Here is a 19,625-nt window from a genome sequence, read left to right as displayed (position 1 = left end):
TCAGAGACCGGCGGCGCTGCGGAGGTCGTCGACGCGGTCGAGCCGCTCCCAGGTGAACTCGGGCAGCTCGCGCCCGAAGTGGCCGTAGGTCGCGGTCTTCGCGTAGATGGGTCGCAGCAGGTCGAGATCGCGGATGATCGCCGCGGGCCGGAGGTCGAACACCTCGCGGATCGCCCCGATGATGCGCTCGTCGGGCACGTGCGCGGTGCCGAACGACTCGACGTAGAGGCCGACCGGCGCCGCCTTGCCGATCGCGTACGCGACCTGCAGCTCGAGCCGGTCGGCGAGGCCGGCCGCGACCGCGTTCTTCGCCACCCAGCGCATCGCGTAGGCCGCCGAGCGGTCGACTTTCGACGGGTCCTTGCCGCTGAAGGCGCCGCCGCCGTGCCGGCTGGCGCCGCCGTAGGTGTCGATGATGATCTTGCGCCCGGTGAGGCCCGCGTCGCCCTGCGGTCCGCCGATCTCGAAGCGGCCGGTCGGGTTGATGAGCACCGACAGGTCGGCGCGCGAGAGCTCGACCGTTTCGAGCACCGGCTGGATGACGAGCTCCTCGACCTCGGCGCGCAGCTGCTCGGTCGAGATGGCCGGCGAGTGCTGCGTCGAGAGCACGACGGTCTCGATCGTGCGCGGCACCTGGCCGTCGTAGCCGACCGTGACCTGGGTCTTCCCGTCGGGGCGCAGGTAGTCGAGCTCGCCCTGCTTGCGCACCGCTGAGAGTCGCTCGGCGAGGCGGTGGGCCAGCCAGATCGGCACGGGCATGAGCTCCCGCGTCTCGCGGGTGGCGTAGCCGAACATGATGCCCTGGTCGCCGGCGCCCTGGCGGTCGAGGGCGTCGTCGCTCGCGCGCTCGCGTGCCTCGAAGGCGTTGTCGACGCCCTGCGCGATGTCGGGCGACTGCCCGCCGATCGAGACCGAGACGCCGCACGAGCGGCCGTCGAACCACACGTCCGACGAGTTGTAGCCGATCGACGTCACGCGGTCGCGCACGATCGCGGGGATCTCCACGTACCCCGTCGTCGAGACCTCGCCGGCCACGTGCACGAGACCGGTCGTGACCAGCGTCTCGACGGCGACCCGGGCGTGCGGATCAACGGTGAGGAGGGCGTCGAGGATCGAGTCGGAGACCTGGTCGCAGATCTTGTCGGGGTGACCCTCGGTGACGGATTCGGAGGTGAACAGTCGGAGTGCGCTCATGTCGTGGGCTCGTGTTCCTTCGTGGTGTCGGCGGCGACCGCCGTGGTCGTCGCCATCGAGACAACCACGTCGAGGATGTCATGGGCCACTGATGTCTTGGTTCCGTGTGCTCGTGTGACGATCTCGCCGTCGCGTCCGATCACGACGACGGCGTTCTCGTCGGTCGCGAAGCCCTCGTGCCAGCCCACGCGATTGACCACGAGCAGGTCGGCGCCCTTCGCCTCGCGCTTGGCGCGACCGAGGGCCAGGAGGGCCTCGTCGTCGGGCTCGGTCTCGGCGGCGAAGCCGACGAGCAGCGTGCCGTCGTGCGGCGCGTGGCCGAGCCCGGCGAGGATGTCGGGATTGCGCACGAGCTCGAGCGTCAGCCCAGAATCGCTCGCGTCCTTCTTGAGCTTCGACTCGCTCACGTCGGCGGGCCGGTAGTCGGCGACCGCAGCAGCCATCACGACGACGTCGGCCTCGCGCGCGGCGTCGGTCACGGCATCCTGCAGCTCGAGCGCGGTCGACACGCGGCGGATGTCGCAGCCGCCCGGGTCGGCCACCTCGAGGTTCGCGGCGATGAGGGTCACCTCGGCGCCGCGGGCCCGTGCCGCCTCGGCGATCGCGACGCCCTGCTTGCCGCTGGAGCGGTTGCCGAGGAACCGCACCGGGTCGAGCGGCTCCCTGGTGCCGCCCGCGGTCACGACGACGCGCAAGCCGGCGAGGTCGCGTCGACCGGATGCCGCGGCGAGCGCGGCGGCGGCGATCACGTCGGGCTCCTCCATGCGTCCGGGCCCGCTGTCGGCGCCCGTGAGCTGGCCGACGGCCGGCCCGACGATGGTGACCCCACGCGAGCGGAGCGTCGCGATGTTCGCCTGCGTGGCCGGATGCCGCCACATCTCGGTGTGCATCGCGGGCGCGATGACGACGGGCGCCTCGCTCGCGAGCACGGTGTTGCCGAGCAGGTCGTCGGCGAGGCCCGTGGCGAGCTTCGCGATCGTGTTGGCCGTGGCCGGCGCGATCACGATGAGGTCGGCAGCCTGCCCGATGGCCACGTGCCGCACCTCGGCGACGCCCTCGTACAGGTCGGTGTGCACCGGGTTGCGCGAGATCGCCTCGAGCGTCGGGCGGCCGACGAAGCGGAGCGCGCCCTCGGTCGGCACGACGTGGACGTCGTGTCCCGCGAGCACGAGGGCGCGGACGACGCCGACGGCCTTGTACGCCGCGATGCCGCCGGTGATGCCGACGACGATGTTGAGCGGCGACATCCGTGCCGTGCTACTCGCCGATGGGGCGGAGCCGGAGCTTGTCCTCGTTGATCTCGTGGAGCGCGACCGACAACGGCTTGTCGTCGATCGACGAGTCGACGAGCGGCCCGACGTTGTCGAAGAGGCTGCCCTCGTGCAGGTCCGCGTAGTAGTCGTTGATCTGGCGTGCGCGCTTCGACGCGAAGATCACGAGCTGGTACTTCGAGTCGACCTTCGAGAGCAGGTCGTCGATGGGCGGATCGATGATGCCGGACAGCTTCTCAGCCATGGAGGAACTCCTTCAGACGGAACGGGCGCACCTCGGTGCGCGGAAAGTCGTGGCCCGGGCAGCTCAACGCCGACCCTTGCGGGGCCTCATCAAGTCTACGACCTTTTGCGCGGCCTCGCCGACGTCGTGGTTCACCACCTGGTGGTCGAACTCGTCGACCGCCGCGAGCTCGACCTTCGCGGTCTCGAGCCGGCGCTGCTGCTCGGCGGGGCTCTCGGTGCCCCGGCCGACGAGCCGGCGCACGAGCTCGTCCCACGTCGGCGGGAGCAGGAACACGAGGGTCGCCTCGGGCATCGCGCGGCGCACGGAGCGAGCGCCCTGGATGTCGATCTCGAGCAGCACGCTGTCGCCGGCGGCGATCGCCCGCTCCACCGCGCGGCGCGGCGTGCCGTACCGGTACGCGTTGTGCACGGTCGCCCACTCGAGCAGCTCGCCCGCGTCGACCATGCGGTCGAACTCGGCGTCGTCGACGAAGAAGTAGTGCTCGCCCTCGACCTCGCCGGGCCGCGGTGCGCGCGTCGTGGCCGACACCGAGAGCCGCACGTCGGGGTGGTGCCGGCGGATGTAGCCGGCCACCGTGCCCTTGCCGACGGCCGTCGGACCCGCGAGCACGACGAGGCGGTCGCCCGTGCCGCCGTGCGACGCGATCCACTCGGCGACGAACTCGCGCAGGCGGCGGCGCTGCAGGCGGCCGAGGCCGCCGAGGCGCTTCGAGGTGGCGATCTCGAGATCCTGCATGATGCGCGCGCTCTTCGTCGCGCCGATCGCGGGGATCGACGTGAGGAACTCGGGCACGCGCAGGCGGCCCTCGACGCCTTCGGGCGCCTCGTACGCGACGCGCAGCACGTCGAGCGGACTGCGCGCACCGCCGGCGATGTCGGCCTTCACCGCGGCCCGGGCCCGGCGCGCGGCGACGGCCGCGCGGGATGCCGCGACGCGGTCGACCTCGGGCGGGCTCGACGGGGTGGCGGTCGTGGTCGTGGTGGTGTCAGGCAATCGCCGCTCCGTACTCGTCGACGCGACGCGCGAGCGCGTCGCCCAGTCCGTCGGGTCCCGCCATGAGCAGCGACCGCGACTCGTTCGCGACCACGCCCCCGGCGTACGAGCCGAAGCGGGCCCGGATGTCGCGGGGCTCCGCCCCCTGGTGGCCGAAGCCGGGCGCCAGCACCGGCAGGCCGGGCCGCGGCGGCTGGCCGTCGATGTCGATGCCGGCCGACGGGAGGTCGGTGGTGGCGCCGAACACGACGCCGATCGAGCCGACGGCGCGCTCCGCGGCATCCGTGCGGCCCTGGTTCCAGCCGATGACGCCCTGCGTGATGGCCTGCGCGACCGTGGATCCGGCGCGGCTCGACTGCTGCAGCACGGCCCGCTGGATCGCGGCGGCCTCGGGGTTCGAGGTCGCGGCGAGCACGAACAGGCCCTTGCCCGCGGACTCTGCGTCCGTCATGACCTGCTCGATCGAGCCGAGTCCCTGGTAGGCGCTGATCGTCATGGCGTCGGCCTCGAGGCTCGACCCCGGGCGCAGCCACGCCTCGCCGTAGGCCTCGACGGTCGAGCCGATGTCGCCGCGCTTCACGTCGGCGATCACGAGGAGCCCCGCGTCGCGCGCCTCGGCGAGCAGCCGCTCGAGCACGGCGTAGCCCGCCGCCCCGTGCCGCTCGAAGAACGCGACCTGCGGCTTCATGATGCCGATGCGGCCGGCCGCCGCCTCGATCGCGCGCAGGCCGAGCTCGCGCACGCCCTCGGCGGAGTCGGGCCGACCCCATGCGGCGAGCACCGACGCATGGGGGTCGAGGCCGAGGCACAGGTGGCCGTACGCCGCGAAGACGGCCTCGAGCCGCTCGCCGAACGGCGTCACGTCGTTCGCCCTCACGCGGGCACCTCCCGACGCGCGCCGTACTCCTGCAGGCTCGTCACCTCGAACCCGCCGCGCACGGCGTCGAGCGAGGCGACCGCGGCCGACAGCTCGGCGATGGTGGTGAACAGCGGGATGTCGGCCGCCACGGCGGCGGCGCGGATCTCGTAGCCGTCGGCGCGCGCCGAGCGGCCGCTCGGGGTGTTCACGACCACGTCGACCTCGCCGCGGTGGATGAGCTCCACGACGGACGACGCGTCGGCGGTGGGCTTGTCGCTGAACTTCAGCACCTCGCGCGCCTGGATGCCGTTGCGGCGCAGCACCTCCGCGGTGCCCTCGGTCGCCGTGATGTCGTACCCGAGCTGCTGCAGGCGCAGCACCGGCAGGATGATGGCGCGCTTGTCGCGATCGGAGACCGACACGAAGACCGTGCCCGACAGCGGCATCCCGCCGTAGGCCGCGAGCTGGCTCTTCGCGAACGCGGTCGGGAAGTCGCGGTCGATGCCCATGACCTCGCCGGTCGAGCGCATCTCGGGGCCGAGCACCGAGTCGACCATGATGCCCTCGCGCGTGCGGAACCGGTGGAACGGCAGCACGGCCTCCTTGACGGCGACGGGCGCGTCGAGCGGCACGTTCGAGCCGTCGGATGCGGGGAGCATGCCCTCGGCGATGAGCTCGGCGATCGACGCGCCGACCATGATGCGCGACGCCGCCTTCGCGAGCGGGATGCCGAGCGCCTTCGAGACGAAGGGCACCGTGCGGCTCGCGCGCGGGTTCGCCTCGAGCACGTAGAGCACGCCCGCGCCGATGGCGAACTGCACGTTGAGCAGGCCCTTGACGCCGACGCCCTCGGCGATCGCACGGGTCGCCGTGCGCACGCGGTCGATCTCGGCGCGGCCGAGCGTGACGGGCGGCAGGGTGCAGCTCGAGTCGCCCGAGTGGATGCCGGCCTCCTCGATGTGCTCCATGACGCCGCCGATGTAGAGGTCGGTGCCGTCGTAGAGCGCGTCGACGTCGATCTCGATCGCGTCGTCGAGGAAGCGGTCGACGAGCAGCGGGTGGCTCGGTCCGACGATGCCCTGGCCCTCGATGCGGGCGAAGTAGTCGGCGAGCGACGGCGAGTCGTAGACGATCTCCATGCCGCGTCCGCCGAGCACGTAGCTCGGGCGAACGAGGACCGGGTAGCCGATGCCCTCGGCCACGTGCACGGCGCCGGCGAGGTCGATCGCGGTGCCGTTGCGCGGCGCGAGCAGGCCCGCGTCCTCGAGGATGCCGGCGAAGAGGCCGCGCTCCTCGGCGAGGTCGATCGCGGAGGGGCTCGTGCCGAGGATCGGCACGCCGGCCGCCTCGAGGCCCTTCGCGAGGCCCAGCGCGGTCTGGCCGCCGAGCTGCACGACGACGCCCACGAGCTCGCCGGTCTGCGACTCCGCGTGGATGACCTCGAGCACGTCCTCGAGCGTGAGCGGCTCGAAGTAGAGGCGGTCGCTCGTGTCGTAGTCGGTCGAGACCGTCTCGGGGTTGCAGTTGATCATGATCGTCTCGAACCCGGCCTCGGAGAGCGCGAACGACGCGTGCACGCACGAGTAGTCGAACTCGACGCCCTGGCCGATGCGGTTCGGGCCCGAGCCGAGGATGACGACCTTGCGGCGGTTGCTCGGCTCGACCTCGGTCTCGAGGTCGTAGCTCGAGTAGTGGTACGGCGTGAGCGCCGGGAACTCCCCCGCGCACGTGTCGACGGTCTTGTACACCGGCCGGATGCCGAGGATGTGGCGCACCTCGCGGGCGTCGGCCTCGCCGAAGCCGCGGAGCTGGCCGATCTGCGCGTCGGAGAAGCCGTGGTCCTTCGCGAGCAGCAGCGTGTCGTGGTCGAGCGCCTCGGCGTTCGCCACGGCCTGCGCGACCTCGTTGATGAGCACGATCTGGTCGAGGAACCAGGGGTCGATCCTGGTCGCCTCGAACAGCTCCTCGACCGTGGCGCCCTTGCGCAGCGCCTGCTGCACGAGCACGATGCGGCCGTCGGTGGGCGTGCGGCTCGCCTCGACGAGCTCGGTCGCCGAGCGCTCCTCCTCGCCCCAGTGGAACGACGACCCGCGCTTCTCGAGCGAGCGCAGCGCCTTCTGCAGCGCGGTGGCGTAGTTGCGGCCGATCGCCATCGCCTCGCCGACGGACTTCATGGTCGTCGTGAGCGTCGGGTCGGCGGCCGGGAACTTCTCGAACGCGAACCGCGGAACCTTCACGACGACGTAGTCGAGCGTCGGCTCGAAGCTCGCGGGCGTGACGCGCGTGATGTCGTTCGGGATCTCGTCGAGGCGGTAGCCGATCGCGAGCTTCGCCGCGATCTTCGCGATCGGGAAGCCCGTGGCCTTCGACGCGAGCGCCGACGACCGCGACACGCGCGGGTTCATCTCGATGACGATGATCCGGCCGTTCTCGGGGTCGACCGCGAACTGGATGTTGCAGCCGCCGGTGTCGACGCCGACGGCGCGGATGATGTCGATGCCGATGTCGCGGAGCCGCTGGTACTCGCGGTCGGTCAGGGTGAGCGCGGGCGCCACGGTGATCGAGTCGCCCGTGTGCACGCCGACCGGGTCGACGTTCTCGATCGAGCAGACCACGACCGTGTTGTCGGCCGTGTCGCGCATGAGCTCCAGCTCGTACTCCTTCCAGCCGAGGATGGACTCCTCGAGGAGCACCTCGGTCGTGGGCGAGTCGCGCAGGCCCTGCGTCACGATGCGGACGAGGTCCTCCTCGGTGTACGCGAAGCCCGAGCCGAGGCCGCCCATCGTGAACGAGGGGCGCACGACGAGCGGGTAGCCGAGGTCCTCGGCGTAGGCCTTCGCCTCGTCGAGCGTCGTCGCGATGAACGAGCGGGCGACGTCGGCGCCCGCCTCGACGACGAGCTCCTTGAAGAGCTGCCGGTCCTCGCCCTTGCGGATCGCGTCGACCTTCGCGCCGATGAGCTCGACGCCGTGCTTCTCGAGGATGCCCGCGTCGTGCAGCGCGATGGCCGCGTTCAGCGCGGTCTGGCCGCCCAGCGTCGGCAGCACCGCGTCGGGGCGCTCCTTCACGATGATCGACTCGATGACCTCTGGGGTGATCGGCTCGATGTAGGTCGCGTCGGCGAAGCCGGGGTCGGTCATGATCGTGGCCGGGTTCGGGTTCACGAGGATGACGCGCACGCCCTCGGCGCGCAGCACGCGGCACGCCTGGGTGCCGGAGTAGTCGAACTCGGCGGCCTGTCCGATGACGATCGGGCCGGACCCGATGACGAGGACGCTCTGGATGTCGTCGCGCTTGGGCATCAGGCGTCGTTCTCCTTGCTTGCGATGACCATGTCGCGGAACCGGTCGAAGAGGTAGTTGGCGTCGTGCGGGCCGGCCGCCGACTCTGGGTGGTACTGCACCGAGAACGCGGGGATGTCGAGGCAGTTCAGCCCCTCAACGACGTTGTCGTTGAGGTCGTAGTGGCTCACCTCGACGCGGCCGAAGCCCTCGCTCGACTCGCTCACGCGGTCGATGGGCGCGTCGACGGCGAAGCCGTGGTTGTGCGCGGTGATCTCGACCCGGCCGGTGGCCTTGTCGAGCACGGGCTGGTTGATGCCGCGGTGGCCGAAGGGCAGCTTGTAGGTGCCGAAGCCGAGCGCGCGCCCGAGCAGCTGGTTGCCGAAGCAGATGCCGAAGTACGGCAGTCCCTCGCGCAGCGTGGTGCGCAGCAGGTCGACGTGCCGGTCGGATGCCCCGGGGTCCCCAGGCCCGTTCGAGAAGAACAGCGCGTCGGGCTCGAGCGCGAGCACGTCCTCGGCGGTCGCCGACTGGGGCACGACATGCACGTCGAATCCGCGCTCGGCGAGGAAGTTGAGCGTCGACGTCTTGACGCCGAGGTCGAGCACCGCCACGGAGCCGACCCGCTCCCCCGTCGCGGGCAGCGTGTACGACTCCGTCGTGGACACCGTGCCCGAGAGGTTCCGGCCCGCCATCTCGGCGCCGCCGAGCACGAGCTCGAGCTGCTCGCCGTGGGTGAGCACCGCGCCGTCGCCCGAGAAGATCCCGGCACGCATGGCGCCCGCAGAGCGGATGTGCCGCGTGACGGCGCGGGTGTCGATGCCGCTGATGCCGACGACGCCGGCCGCCTCGAGGTCGTCGTCGAGGCTGCGCTGCGAGCGGAAGTTCGACACGACCCGGGAGGGGTCGCGCACGACGAAGCCCGCCACCCAGAGCTTCGAGGACTCCATGTCCTCGTCGTTCATGCCCGTGTTGCCGATGTGCGGCGCGGTCATCATCACGATCTGGCCGGCGTACGACGGGTCGGTCAGGGTCTCCTGGTAGCCCGTCATCCCGGTCGCGAAGACCGCCTCGCCGAGCGTGACGCCTCGGGCGCCGTAGGCGCGTCCCTCGTACCGCCGTCCGTCCTCGAGCACGAGCACGGCGGGATCGCTCGTGCGGGTCAGGGTCTCAGTCATCCGAGGCCTCGCTCTCCTGTTGCTGGTCGGGCCGCGTCGCGACGTGCGCGGCGGCGATGTCGTTGACGGCGGCGATGATGCGCGCCGAGTCGCCCGGGTACCGGGCCCTGAGGTAGCTGTCGACGTGCGGTGCCTCGACCTCGGGATCGGCTGCGTGCGCGATCCAGGTGACCGCGACGAGCCCCTCGGGCTCGACGCCGCGGTCGATGGCGTAGGTGGCCGCACCGGCGGCGACGATGCGATCGGCGGGCACCCAGGTCGGCGGCTCCCCCGCGATCCGGAGCACGAGGCCGTCGGGCGACATCTCGATGCGGGCGGCGCCGCGGAACGCGAGCCCCTGCACGGCGAGCCGCTCGAGGGGCTGCCCCACGGGAGTGGTCGCGACGTAGAGCACCTCGGTCTCGAGCGTCGGCGCGGGCAGCGAGGCCGGCACCGGGTACGCCGAGAGCGTCTCGTCGCGCACCGTGCGGCGTCGCCACGAGCGGATCATGAGCCACGCGACGACGGCGATGATCGCGACCGCGACCAGGGCGCCGATCAACTCACCCACGCGCGACCTCCCGCTCGACGGAGAGCTCCGCGACCTCGTCGGCCGGGCGAACGGCGCCGCCGAGCACGGTCGCGTAGCCCGCGTGGAACGTGGCGACCACGCGGCCCGGCAGCCGGCGCCCGAGGTACGGCGAGTTCACGCTGCGCCCGGCGAGGCGGTCGAGTCCGAACTCGGATGCCGCGGCCGGGTCGTAGAGCACGACCTCCGCGGGCGCGCCGGCGGCGATGGCCCGCCCGTGGCCGGCGAGCCGCCCGATGCGGGCCGGCGTCGCCGAGAGGACGCGCGCGACATCCGACCAGCCCAGCAGGCCGTTCTCGACGACCGCGGCGTGTACGACCGACAGGGCCGACTCGAGGCCGACCATGCCGTTCGCGGCGGCGTCCCACTCGCTCTCCTTGGCCTCGACCGGGTGCGGCGCGTGGTCGGTGGCGACGATGTCGATGGTTCCGTCGGCGAGCGCGGCGCGCAGCGCCTCGACGTCCTCGGCGCGGCGCAGCGGCGGGTTCACCTTGTAGCGCGGGTCGTAGCTCGACACGAGCTCCTCGGTGAGCAGCAGGTGGTGCGGGGTGACCTCGGCGGTCACGTCGATGCCGCGGGCCTTCGCCCAGCGGATGACCTCGACCGATCCGGCGGTGGAGACGTGGCAGACGTGCAGGCGGCTGCCGACGTGCTCGGCGAGCAGCACGTCGCGCGCGATGATCGACTCCTCGGCGACGGCGGGCCAGCCGGCGAGGCCGAGCTCGCCCGACAGGGCGCCCTCGTTCATCTGCGCGCCCTGCGTGAGGCGCGGCTCCTGCGCGTGCTGGGCGATGACGCCGTCGAACGCCTTCACGTACTCCAGCGCCCGGCGCATGAGCAGCGGGTCGGACACGCAGAAGCCGTCGTCGCTGAACACGCGCACGTTCGCGCGCGAACGGGCCATGGCGCCGAGCTCGGCGAGCTGCTCGCCCTTGAGGCCGACGGTGACCGCGCCGATGGGCTGCACGGTGGCATAGCCGGCGGCGCGGCCGAGGCTCGCCTCCTGCTCGACGACGCCGGCCGTGTCGGCGACCGGGAAGGTGTTCGCCATGGCGAAGACCGCGGTGAACCCGCCGGCGGCGGCCGCCTGCGTGCCGGTGAGCACGGTCTCGCTCTGCTCGTAGCCGGGTTCGCGCAGGTGCGTGTGCAGGTCGACGAGTCCGGGGAGGGCGAGGAGGCCGTCGGCGTCGACGACCGTGGCGCCCGCGGCATCCGCGATGCCGCCCACCTCGGCGATGACGCCGTCGGCGAGCAGCAGGTCGGCGCGCTCGCCCGAGGGCAGCGTCGCGCCCGTGATGAGGAAGCGCTCGATCATCAGGCCTCACCCCGTTCGCCGGACAGCAGGAGGTAGAGGGCGGCCATTCTCACTGATACTCCGTTCGCGACCTGCTCGCGCACCGTCGACTGCGCCGAATCGGCGACACGGGCGGCGATCTCGAGCCCGCGGTTCATCGGGCCGGGGTGCATGACCATCGTAGTCGGGGGCAGCCGTTCGAACCGGGCGTCGTCGAGGCCCCAGGTGCGCGCGTACTCGCGGCTGTTCGGGAAGAACGCCGCGTGCATGCGCTCCGCCTGGATGCGGAGCATCATGACGACGTCGGGCTCGCCCGCGAGCGCTGCGTCGAGGTCGTAGCCGACGCGCGCGGGCCAGGCCGCGGTGTCGACCGGTACGAGCGTCGGCGGTGCGACGAGCTCGACCTCGGCGCCGAGCGTCTCGAGCAGCCAGACGTTCGAGCGGGCGACCCGCGAGTGCAGGATGTCGCCGACGATCACGACGCGCACCCCGTCGAGGTCGCGACCGCGCGACGCCGTGCCGTGCAGGCGGCGCCGGATGGTGAACGCGTCGAGGAGCGCCTGGGTCGGATGCTCGTGCGTGCCGTCGCCGGCGTTCACGACGCCCGCGTCGATCCATCCGCTCGTGGCGAGCGTCTGCGGGGCGCCCGACGCGTGGTGGCGGATGACGACGCCGTCGGCACCCATCGCCTGGAGGGTCTGCGCGGTGTCCTTCAGGCTCTCGCCCTTCGAGACACTGGAGCCCTTCGCGCTGAAGTTGATGACATCGGCCGAGAGTCGCTTCGCGGCCGCCTCGAATGAGATGCGCGTGCGCGTCGAGTCCTCGAAGAAGAGGTTCACGACCGTCTTGCCGCGCAGGGTCGGCAGCTTCTTCATCTCGCGCTCCTGCACGGCCGCCATGTCCTCGGCGATGTCGAGCAGCGCGATGGCCTCGTCGCGGGCGAGGTCCTTCGTGGAGAGCAGGTGGCGCATCAGTCCTCGCCCCCGTCGATGGTGACGGCGTCGTCGCCGTCGATCTCGGCGAGGTGCACGTTGATGCGCTCTCGCGTCGAGCTCGGCAGGTTCTTCCCCACGAAGTCGGCGCGGATGGGGAACTCGCGGTGGCCGCGGTCGACGAGCACGGCGAGGCGCACGGCCTTCGCGCGGCCGAGGTCGGCGAGCGCGTCGAACGCCGCGCGGATGGTGCGGCCGGAGTAGAGCACGTCGTCGACGAGCACGACGGTGGCGCCGTCGATGCCGCCGGCCGGCACCGAGGTCGGCTGCGGCGCGCGCACCGGATGCCGGTCGAGGTCGTCGCGGTACATGGTCACGTCGAGCGCGCCGGCCGGCACGTCGGATGCCGCGATGCGGCCGATGATCGCGGCGAGGCGCTCGGCGAGCACGACGCCGCGGGTCGGGATGCCGAGGAGGACGAGTCGTTCGGCTCCGCGATTGGATTCGAGGATCTCGTGGGCGATGCGAGTGATCGCCCGATCGATGTCAGCCTGCTGCAGCACGGTGCGCACAGCCATGCGGACTCCCTTCTCCGCCTCACAGGACGGGCTTCAAGGTTGCCTTTCCGACGAGCCTACCAGCCAGGAGATGGCCCCCAGTTCGTCGGGCCCGGGTACGCCGAAGGGCGGAGCGCCATGCGCCCCGCCCTTCCCGTGTGCGAACGGATGCCCGTCATCGAGCGGACCGGACCGGCCCGCGGAGCGCCTTCGAGGCGACCACGAGGGCGGCCGCGATGAGCACGACGTTCTTCAGCACGTACTGGCCGAGCAGCGTGGGCCCGGTCGCGGCGAACAGCTCGCCCGGGAAGAACACGAGCGGTGAGAGGATGCCGACGAACGCGATCGCGAGCATCACGAGGCCGAAGCGCGCGAACACGCCCGAGATGAGGGCGACGCCGGCGACGGTCTCGATGATCGCGGTGAGCACGAGCGCGAGCTGGCCGCCGACGAGGCCGAAGGTGAGCACGCCCCAGGTCGCCTCGACGAGCGGCTCGACCGGGCTCACGCCGGGGAAGAACTTCAGCACGCCGAAGGCGACGAACACGGCGCCGAGGGCGACGCGCAGCGCGGGGATGCTCCAGCGCTCGAGGAACGCCTTCAGCATCGCCTCGAGCGCGGCGAGCCGGTCGAGCACGCCGATGCGCGAGACCGGGACGGGGCGGGGGCCGATGGGCTGGAGCCCGGGGGTGGTGGCGGGGATCGTGGACATGGCGAAGGTGCTCCTTCCAGAGCGTGGATTCGAGTGGGAACGGCGCGCAGCAGTGCGGCGATATCCAGTGAACCGGTGGGGCCCGCCCCGGCGGATCGGGGTTCGCGTGGGAATCCGGAGAGGGTTAACCCTCGATGCGTGCCGGGGTCACCACGTGGCGGGCGCCTCCCCTGCGGTGCTGGAATGAGCGGCATGGTCGCCGTCATGATCCAGGCGATGCCCTTCCACGGGCACGTCGCACCGCTCGCCGAGGTCGCTCGAGCGTTCATTTCCGCGGGGCACGACGTGCGCGCGTACACGGGCTCCGCGCACGCCGACGCGTTCCAGCGCGTAGGAGCCGAGGTCGTGCGATGGCGCGCGGCACCCGACTTCGACGAACACGACGTCGCCGCGACCTTCCCCCGCCTCGTCGGGCGCAAGGGTCCGGCGCAGATGCTCCGCAACGTCGAGGACCTCTTCGTGCGCACGGCCGACGGCCAGGTCCAGGACCTGCTCGCCGAGTACGCCGAGCGGCCCTGGGACGTCATCGTGGCCGACGAGCTGAGCCTCGGCGCCGGGCTGGCCTCGGAGCTCACGGGCACGCACTGGGCGACGGTGGCCATCACGCCGCTCGCACTCCAGAGCCGCGACCTCCCGCCGATCGGGATCGGACTGCGCCCGGGTCGCGGGCCGCTCGGCCGGACCCGCGACGCCGCGCTGCGCCGGATCGTGCCGCGCCTCACCGCCGCCCTGCAGCGCGCCTACGACGAGCAGCGGCGGGGCCTCGGCCTGCCGCCGGGCGTCCGGGCGTTCGCCGAGGCCGGATTCTCGACCGAGCTCGTGTGCGCCACCGGCGTCCCCGAGCTCGACTGGCCGCGGAGCGACCTGCCCGACTCGGTCGCCTGGGTCGGCGCACTCGCCCCCGCGGGCGCCTCGGGGCTCGCGCTGCCGCCGTGGTGGGACGAGCTGGTCGCCGACCCGCGGCCCATCGCACTCGTCACGCAGGGCACGCAGAACACCGACCCGGACGACCTCGTGGCGCCGGCCTTCGCGGCGCTCGGGCGGCAGGACGTGCAGGTGGTCGCCACGACCGGCCGTGCGGACGCCGCGGGCTTCCCGTTCGCCGCGCCGCCCAACGCGCGCGTGGCGCCGGTGGTGCCGTTCGGCGACCTGCTCCCCCGCACCGACGTGGTCGTCACGAACGGCGGATGGGGCGGCGTGCTCGCCGCGCTGGCGCACGGCCTCCCGGTCGTCGTCGCCGGCGGCGACCTCGACAAGCCGGAGGTGGCGGCCCGGGTCCGGGCGGCGGGCGCCGGCATCAGCCTCGGCACGGGGCAGCCGACCCCGCGGCAGGTGCTGGGCGCCTGGCGCCGCGTCCGCGACGACCCGGGGTATCGCGATGCGGCGCGACGCATCGCCGCGCGGCTCGCCGAACACGACGGACCCGCCGAGGTGGTCGAGCACGTCGCACGGCTCGCCGAGACCCCGCAGCCGTCCGAGCGACGCTAGGTTCGGTTCATGCGACGACACCCCGCGCGGATGTGGAGCGTGGTCATCGCGCTCATCGCGGCGGCGTGGGCGTTCTTCCTGCTGCCACCGCAGCAGGCCGCCTGGTCGGGGTCGGGTTCACCCGCGTGGCTCCGCGCCCTCGACGCCATGCCGATCTACGAGGGACTGCGCGAGGCGCTCCCCGCCACGGGATCGTCGGACGCCTACCTCGTGTTCGGCGCCGCGGCATCCGTCTCGTTCGCCCTGCTCTGGTTCGCGACCGGTCCCGTCTTCGCGGCACTCGGCTGGAGCGGCCGCGTGCTCGGTGCGTTGGTCCTCGCCGCGGCGCCCATCACGCTGCTGAGCTACCTCAACCATCCGGCGGATGCCCCGGTGCACCTGCTCTGGGGCGCCGAGCTGTTCGCCCTGCTCGCGATCGGCGTGTGGGGCCTCGTCGTCGCGTCCGTCGCGCCGCGGGGCCGCGGCATCCCCCTGTGGGAGCGCCTCCTCGTCGGATCGACGCTCCTCGTCATCGTGTTCGCCACCGTCGCGCTGAGCTACTGGCCGCACGGCAGCCTGGTCGGCCTCGGACTCGAAGCCGCTGTGCTCGCCGGGCTCGCGCCGCGGTGGGCGGATCCGTCCGAACGGCGGCGGCCCGCGGCATCCGTCGAAGGGAACGGAACCGGGCCGGGCGTCTAGGCCTTCGCGTGCGAGATCGCCGCGAGCAGGCCGTTCACGAAGCCGGCCGAGTCGTCGGTCGACAGCACGGTCGCCGCCTCGACGGCCTCGGAGATCGCGACCGGGTCGGGTACCTCGTCGTTGTAGAGGATCTCCCACACGCCGATGCGCAGCAGCGCGCGGTCGACCGCTGGCATGCGCTCGAGGGTCCAGCCGCGCGAGTGCGTCGTGATGAGCTCGTCGATCTCCTCGCGGTGGTCGACGATGCCGTCGACGATCTCGCGGGCATACAGCCACGACGCCTGGCGTTCGGGCTCGTTGACGGCGCGCTCCGCCTCGGCGGCCAGCACCTGCTCGACGGGCACCTGGCGCATGTCGGCCGAGTACAGCATGTCGAGGGCGCGCTTGCGCGCCTTGGTGCGGGCGCTCACTAGTCGTTCACGCGGCCGAGGTACTCACCCGAGCGGGTGTCGACCTTGACCTTGGTGCCGGTCTCGAGGAAGAGCGGGACCTGGATCTCGTAGCCGGTCTCGACGGTCGCGGGCTTGGTGCCGCCGGTCGAACGGTCGCCCTGCAGGCCCGGCTCGGTGTAGGTGATCTCGAGCACGACCGACGCGGGAAGGTCGACGTAGAGCGGGTTGCCGTTGTTCAGGGCGATGGTCACGGCCTGGTTCTCGAGCATGAAGTTCGCGGCGTCCCCGACGACCGTCGCGGGGACCGTGATCTGGTCGTAGTCGGTCGCGTCCATGAACACGAAGCCGTCGCCGTCGCTGTAGAGGTAGGTGAAGTCGCGGCGGTCGACGTTCTCGATGTCGACCTTCGCGCCGGCGTTGTAGGTGCGGTCGACGACCTTGCCGGTCACGACGTTCTTGAGCTTGGTGCGGACGAACGCGCCGCCCTTGCCGGGCTTGACGTGCTGGAACTCGACGACGCTCCAGAGCTGGCCGTCGATGTTCAGGACGACGCCGTTCTTGATGTCCGCGGTGCTTGCCATGGGTGGGTGTTTCCGATCGATCGTGGGAAGTCAGAGGGCACGCCGGATTCGCGTGCGACTGATCGAGTGTAGTCGACTCAGCCGAGCGACCGCAGGACCCAGTCGACCGCGAGCCGGTAGGAATCGGCGCCGAAGCCGGCGATCACACCGGTCGCCACGCCCGAGATGACGCTCGTGTGGCGGAACTCCTCGCGCGCGTGCGGGTTCGACAGGTGCACCTCGACGAGCGGCACGCCGGCCTGCTTCAGCTGCGCCGCGGCGTCGCGCAGCGCGTAGCTGTAGTGCGTGAATGCGGCGGGGTTGAGCACCACCGGCAGGCGACGGTCGACGGCCTCGTGGATCCAGCCGATGAGCTCGGCCTCGTCGTCGGTCTGCCGCAGGTCGATCTCGACGTCGTCGGGCACGGATGCCGCGAGGCCCGCGCCGATGTCGGCGAGCGTCTCCGATCCGTACACCTCGGGCTCACGGGTGCCGAGGCGTCCGAGGTTGGGCCCGTTCAGCACGAGGATCGTCGTCATGCGGAAAGCCTAGCGGCGCGGCATCCGTGGACTTCGCGGCCCTCGAGCCCGTTCAGGACCCGATCTCCTGGTACGCGGCGAACAGCAGCGACTGGTCGGGCGCCTGCATGACGGTCGGCTTGGCGAGGTCGTCGAGCACGATGAACCGGAGCTGCCCGCCGCGTGCCTTCTTGTCGCGCTGCATGGTCGCGAGCAGCGTGTTCCATCGGCCGGCCGGGTAGCTCGTGGGCAGGCCGAGCAGGTCGAGGACGCGCTTGTGCCGGTCGGCGACCTCGTCGGAGAGGCGGCCCGAGAGGCGGCCGAGCTCGGCGGCGAACGCCATGCCGACCGAGATCGCCGCACCGTGCCGCCACTGGTAGCGCTCGGCGTGCTCGACCGCATGGCCGAGCGTGTGCCCGTAGTTGAGGATCTCGCGCAGGCCCTGCTCGGTGAAGTCCTCGGAGACCACGTCGGCCTTCATCCGGATGGCGAGTTCGACGACCCGGCGGAACTCGGGCGACGTCGGGTCGGTCGCGACCTCGGGGTCGGCCTCGATGATGTCGAGGATCTCGGGGTATCGGATGAATCCGGCCTTCACGATCTCGGCGAAGCCCGCGAGGATCTCGTTGCGCGGCAGCGTGTCGAGCAGCTCCAGGTCGCAGAGCACCGCGGCCGGCGCGTGGAAGACGCCGACGAGGTTCTTGCCCTCGTTCGTGTTGATGCCGGTCTTGCCGCCGACGGCCGCGTCGACCATGCCGAGCACGGTGGTGGGCACCTGCACGGCGCGGACGCCGCGCAGCCAGGTGCCGGCCACGAACCCGGCGAGGTCGGTGATCGCGCCGCCGCCGAGCCCGACGATCGCGTCGCTGCGCGTGAAGTCCGCCTGCCCGAGGATCTGCCAGCAGAACGCGGCGACCTCGATGCGCTTGCCCGCCTCGGCGTCGGGCACCTCGGCGAGCAGCACCTCGAAGCGGTCGCCGAGCTCCTCGCGCAGCTCGGCCGCGCGGGCGCCGAGGGTCGGGGCGTGTACGACGAGCACCTTGCGCACGGCCGCGCCGAGCGCATCGCCGAGCTCCGCGACGACGCCGCGGCCGACGACCACGTCGTATCCCGCGTCGCCGCCCACCCGGATCGCCGTGCGCGTCTCCCCTGCCGTCATGCTGCTCCTCCGAAGCGCCCGGTGATGTCGTCGACGATGCGTGCGACCGAGCGGCGCGACGTGTCGATGTCGAGGTCGGCGAGCTCGGCGTAGATGGGCTCGCGCTGCTCGAGGATCGCCGTCCAGGCGCCGATCCCGCCCTCCGCGATGAGCGGGCGGTTGCCGCCGGCGAGCCGCGGGGCGACCGCCTCGGGGCTGACGCGCAGCCACACCACCTGCAGGTCGGCGAGGTCGGCGCGGGTGTCGGGGTGCAGCACCGCGCCGCCGCCGAGCGAGATCACGGCCTCCTCGTGCAGCGCCTCGGCGACGACCTCGCGCTCGATGATGCGGAAGTACTCCTCGCCCTCGCGCTCGAAGATCTCCTCGATCGGGCCGTACCGCTCCACGATGCGCTGGTCGGTGTCGATGAACGGCGCGCCGGCGGATGCCGCGAGCCGATGCCCGACGCGCGACTTGCCGGAGCCCATCGGGCCGATGAGCACGATGGGCAGGCTGACGCGGGCGCCCTCAGACACGATCGGCGGCGGTGTCCGCCGAGGCGATCTCGGTGCGGAGCGCCTCGGGGATGGACGCGAGGTAGGACTCGAGGTTGCGGCGCGTCTCGCCGACGGAGTCGCCGCCGAACTTCTCGAGCACGGCATTCGCGAGGGTGAGCGCGACCATGGCCTCGGCGACGACGCCCGCGGCGGGCACGGCGCAGACGTCGGAGCGCTGGTGGTGCGCGGGCGCCGCCTCGCCGGTCGCGACGTCGATGGTCGGCAGCGCGCGCGGCACGGTGGCGATGGGCTTCATGCCCGCGCGCACGCGCAGCACGGTGCCGGTCGACATGCCGCCCTCGGTGCCGCCCGCGCGATCGCTGGCACGCACGATGCGGCCGTCGCTGAGGTGCAGCTCGTCGTGCGCCGCGGAGCCGCGCCGGGTGGTGGTCGTGAAGCCGTCGCCGACCTCCACGCCCTTGATGGCCTGGATGCCCATGAGCGCGGCGGCGAGCTGCGCGTCGAGACGTCGGTCCCAGTGCACGTAGGAACCGAGCCCCGGCGGAACCCCGTAGGCCAGCACCTCGACGACGCCGCCGAGCGTGTCGCCGTCCTTGTGCGCCGAGTCGACCTCGGCCACCATGCGCGAGGAGGTCTCCTCGTCGAAGCAGCGCAGCGGGTCGGCGTCGAGGCGGTCGACGTCGTCGGGCACGGGCAGCGGGCGGTCCTCGGGCACGCGGACCGGGCCGATGGCGATCGTGTGCGAGACGAGGCGGATGCCGAGCTCCTCGAGGAACCCGCGGGCGACCGCGCCGAGGGCGACGCGCGCCGCCGTCTCGCGGGCGCTCGCCCGCTCGAGCACCGGACGGGCCTCGTCGAAGTCGTACTTCTGCATGCCCACGAGGTCGGCGTGACCGGGGCGCGGGCGGGTCAGCGGCGCACCGCGGCCGCGTCCGAGCTTCTCGGGGTCGATGGGCTCGGGGCTCATGACCTCCTGCCACTTCGGCCACTCGGTGTTGCCGATGCGCAGCGCGATGGGGCTGCCGAGCGACTCGCCGTGGCGCACGCCGCCCGAGATCGCGAGCTCGTCCTGCTCGAACTTCATGCGGGCGCCGCGACCGTAGCCGAGCTTGCGGCGCGCGAGGTCGGCGCGGATGGCGTCGAGCGAGACGGGGATACCGGCGGGAAGACCCTCGAGGATCGCGACGAGCTCAGGGCCGTGCGACTCTCCGGCAGTGAGCCAACGGAGCATGGACTCCATCCTTCCA

The 19,625-nt window shown here is 72.2% G+C and carries 20 protein-coding genes; 2 read left to right on the top strand and 18 right to left on the bottom strand.

Annotation, left to right across the window (positions count from 1 at the left end; genetic code table 11):
* The 12 genes from metK to FYC51_RS16655 form a co-directional block, all read right to left on the bottom strand.
* Positions 1-1,194 (bottom strand): methionine adenosyltransferase, encoded by a 1,194-nt coding sequence (gene metK, locus FYC51_RS16710; RefSeq protein WP_148734889.1) that lies wholly within the window; start codon positions 1,192-1,194, stop codon positions 1-3.
* The gene (coaBC, locus tag FYC51_RS16705) at positions 1,191-2,441 is read right to left on the bottom strand and encodes a bifunctional phosphopantothenoylcysteine decarboxylase/phosphopantothenate--cysteine ligase CoaBC (RefSeq protein WP_148734888.1); all 1,251 of its coding nucleotides are present in this window, start codon (positions 2,439-2,441) and stop codon (positions 1,191-1,193) included. The genes metK and coaBC overlap by 4 nt, the downstream gene beginning before the upstream one ends.
* Before the next feature lie 10 nt (positions 2,442-2,451).
* Positions 2,452-2,709 carry a DNA-directed RNA polymerase subunit omega gene (rpoZ, locus tag FYC51_RS16700; RefSeq protein WP_067947279.1) on the bottom strand — a complete coding sequence of 86 codons (258 nt, stop codon included), beginning with the start codon at positions 2,707-2,709 and terminating at the stop codon, positions 2,452-2,454.
* A 63-nt stretch (positions 2,710-2,772) separates the two neighbouring features.
* Complete coding sequence (gene gmk / locus FYC51_RS16695) at positions 2,773-3,705, bottom strand: guanylate kinase (RefSeq protein WP_238476431.1); 933 nt, start codon at positions 3,703-3,705, stop codon at positions 2,773-2,775.
* Positions 3,698-4,582 carry an orotidine-5'-phosphate decarboxylase gene (pyrF, locus tag FYC51_RS16690; RefSeq protein WP_238476430.1) on the bottom strand — a complete coding sequence of 295 codons (885 nt, stop codon included), beginning with the start codon at positions 4,580-4,582 and terminating at the stop codon, positions 3,698-3,700. The genes gmk and pyrF overlap by 8 nt, the downstream gene beginning before the upstream one ends.
* Positions 4,579-7,866, bottom strand: coding sequence for a carbamoyl-phosphate synthase large subunit (carB, locus tag FYC51_RS16685; RefSeq protein ID WP_148734887.1), 3,288 nt, complete (start codon positions 7,864-7,866; stop codon positions 4,579-4,581). The genes pyrF and carB overlap by 4 nt, the downstream gene beginning before the upstream one ends.
* On the bottom strand, positions 7,866-9,023 hold the full coding sequence (gene carA, locus FYC51_RS16680; RefSeq protein WP_187432704.1) for a glutamine-hydrolyzing carbamoyl-phosphate synthase small subunit: 1,158 nt from the start codon (positions 9,021-9,023) through the stop codon (positions 7,866-7,868). Before carA ends, carB begins: the two co-directional genes overlap by 1 nt.
* Positions 9,016-9,573, bottom strand: coding sequence for a PH-like domain-containing protein (locus FYC51_RS19355; RefSeq protein WP_187432703.1), 558 nt, complete (start codon positions 9,571-9,573; stop codon positions 9,016-9,018). The genes carA and FYC51_RS19355 overlap by 8 nt, the downstream gene beginning before the upstream one ends.
* Positions 9,566-10,906, bottom strand: coding sequence for a dihydroorotase (locus FYC51_RS16670; RefSeq protein WP_148734886.1), 1,341 nt, complete (start codon positions 10,904-10,906; stop codon positions 9,566-9,568). Before FYC51_RS16670 ends, FYC51_RS19355 begins: the two co-directional genes overlap by 8 nt.
* Positions 10,906-11,856, bottom strand: a complete 951-nt coding sequence (locus FYC51_RS16665) for an aspartate carbamoyltransferase catalytic subunit (protein ID WP_148734885.1) — start codon at positions 11,854-11,856, stop codon at positions 10,906-10,908. The genes FYC51_RS16670 and FYC51_RS16665 overlap by 1 nt, the downstream gene beginning before the upstream one ends.
* Entirely contained in the window at positions 11,856-12,395 is a 540-nt protein-coding gene (gene pyrR / locus FYC51_RS16660; protein WP_148734884.1) for a bifunctional pyr operon transcriptional regulator/uracil phosphoribosyltransferase PyrR, read from the bottom strand. The genes FYC51_RS16665 and pyrR overlap by 1 nt, the downstream gene beginning before the upstream one ends.
* 154 nt (positions 12,396-12,549) lie before the next feature.
* A complete protein-coding gene (locus FYC51_RS16655) occupies positions 12,550-13,086 on the bottom strand; it encodes a DoxX family protein (protein WP_148734883.1) in 537 nt (178 codons plus the stop codon).
* Between the two features lie 192 nt (positions 13,087-13,278).
* On the opposite strand from FYC51_RS16655, the gene FYC51_RS16650 reads away from it, so the two are divergent.
* The gene (locus FYC51_RS16650) at positions 13,279-14,574 is read left to right on the top strand and encodes a glycosyltransferase (protein ID WP_148734882.1); all 1,296 of its coding nucleotides are present in this window, start codon (positions 13,279-13,281) and stop codon (positions 14,572-14,574) included.
* 9 nt (positions 14,575-14,583) lie between these two features.
* The gene (locus tag FYC51_RS16645) at positions 14,584-15,252 is read left to right on the top strand and encodes a hypothetical protein (protein WP_148734881.1); all 669 of its coding nucleotides are present in this window, start codon (positions 14,584-14,586) and stop codon (positions 15,250-15,252) included.
* Here the strand turns inward: FYC51_RS16645 and nusB are convergent.
* The 6 genes from nusB to aroC all read right to left on the bottom strand — a co-directional run bounded on the left by nusB (position 15,249) and on the right by aroC (position 19,609).
* Positions 15,249-15,662 (bottom strand): transcription antitermination factor NusB, encoded by a 414-nt coding sequence (nusB, locus tag FYC51_RS16640; RefSeq protein WP_148734880.1) that lies wholly within the window; start codon positions 15,660-15,662, stop codon positions 15,249-15,251. The two genes, FYC51_RS16645 and nusB, sit on opposite strands and share 4 nt — an antisense overlap.
* On the bottom strand, positions 15,662-16,225 hold the full coding sequence (gene efp, locus FYC51_RS16635) for an elongation factor P (protein WP_148734879.1): 564 nt from the start codon (positions 16,223-16,225) through the stop codon (positions 15,662-15,664). The genes nusB and efp overlap by 1 nt, the downstream gene beginning before the upstream one ends.
* Positions 16,226-16,302: 77 nt before the next feature.
* Positions 16,303-16,743, bottom strand: coding sequence for a type II 3-dehydroquinate dehydratase (locus FYC51_RS16630; protein ID WP_148734878.1), 441 nt, complete (start codon positions 16,741-16,743; stop codon positions 16,303-16,305).
* Positions 16,744-16,795: 52 nt separating this feature from the next.
* Complete coding sequence (gene aroB / locus FYC51_RS16625; protein WP_148734877.1) at positions 16,796-17,881, bottom strand: 3-dehydroquinate synthase; 1,086 nt, start codon at positions 17,879-17,881, stop codon at positions 16,796-16,798.
* Complete coding sequence (locus FYC51_RS16620; RefSeq protein ID WP_238476429.1) at positions 17,878-18,396, bottom strand: shikimate kinase; 519 nt, start codon at positions 18,394-18,396, stop codon at positions 17,878-17,880. The genes aroB and FYC51_RS16620 overlap by 4 nt, the downstream gene beginning before the upstream one ends.
* Entirely contained in the window at positions 18,389-19,609 is a 1,221-nt protein-coding gene (gene aroC / locus FYC51_RS16615) for a chorismate synthase (RefSeq protein WP_148734876.1), read from the bottom strand. Before aroC ends, FYC51_RS16620 begins: the two co-directional genes overlap by 8 nt.
* Positions 19,610-19,625 lie beyond the last annotated feature (16 nt).

The organism is Agromyces mariniharenae, assembly GCF_008122505.1.
Taxonomy (GTDB): Bacteria; Actinomycetota; Actinomycetes; order Actinomycetales; family Microbacteriaceae; genus Agromyces; species Agromyces mariniharenae.
This window is presented reverse-complemented; position numbering and strand designations above follow the sequence as displayed.

Coding starts and splice junctions, on each gene's coding strand:
- metK (WP_148734889.1), bottom strand. CDS start 1,194: ATGAGCGCACTCCGACTGTTCACCTCCGAATCCGTCACCGAGGGTCAC.
- coaBC (WP_148734888.1), bottom strand. CDS start 2,441: ATGTCGCCGCTCAACATCGTCGTCGGCATCACCGGCGGCATCGCGGCG.
- rpoZ (WP_067947279.1), bottom strand. CDS start 2,709: ATGGCTGAGAAGCTGTCCGGCATCATCGATCCGCCCATCGACGACCTG.
- carB (WP_148734887.1), bottom strand. CDS start 7,866: ATGCCCAAGCGCGACGACATCCAGAGCGTCCTCGTCATCGGGTCCGGC.
- carA (WP_187432704.1), bottom strand. CDS start 9,023: ATGACTGAGACCCTGACCCGCACGAGCGATCCCGCCGTGCTCGTGCTC.
- FYC51_RS16670 (WP_148734886.1), bottom strand. CDS start 10,906: ATGATCGAGCGCTTCCTCATCACGGGCGCGACGCTGCCCTCGGGCGAG.
- FYC51_RS16665 (WP_148734885.1), bottom strand. CDS start 11,856: ATGCGCCACCTGCTCTCCACGAAGGACCTCGCCCGCGACGAGGCCATC.
- pyrR (WP_148734884.1), bottom strand. CDS start 12,395: ATGGCTGTGCGCACCGTGCTGCAGCAGGCTGACATCGATCGGGCGATC.
- FYC51_RS16655 (WP_148734883.1), bottom strand. CDS start 13,086: ATGTCCACGATCCCCGCCACCACCCCCGGGCTCCAGCCCATCGGCCCC.
- FYC51_RS16650 (WP_148734882.1), top strand. CDS start 13,279: ATGGTCGCCGTCATGATCCAGGCGATGCCCTTCCACGGGCACGTCGCA.
- FYC51_RS16645 (WP_148734881.1), top strand. CDS start 14,584: ATGCGACGACACCCCGCGCGGATGTGGAGCGTGGTCATCGCGCTCATC.
- efp (WP_148734879.1), bottom strand. CDS start 16,225: ATGGCAAGCACCGCGGACATCAAGAACGGCGTCGTCCTGAACATCGAC.
- FYC51_RS16630 (WP_148734878.1), bottom strand. CDS start 16,743: ATGACGACGATCCTCGTGCTGAACGGGCCCAACCTCGGACGCCTCGGC.
- aroB (WP_148734877.1), bottom strand. CDS start 17,881: ATGACGGCAGGGGAGACGCGCACGGCGATCCGGGTGGGCGGCGACGCG.
- aroC (WP_148734876.1), bottom strand. CDS start 19,609: ATGCTCCGTTGGCTCACTGCCGGAGAGTCGCACGGCCCTGAGCTCGTC.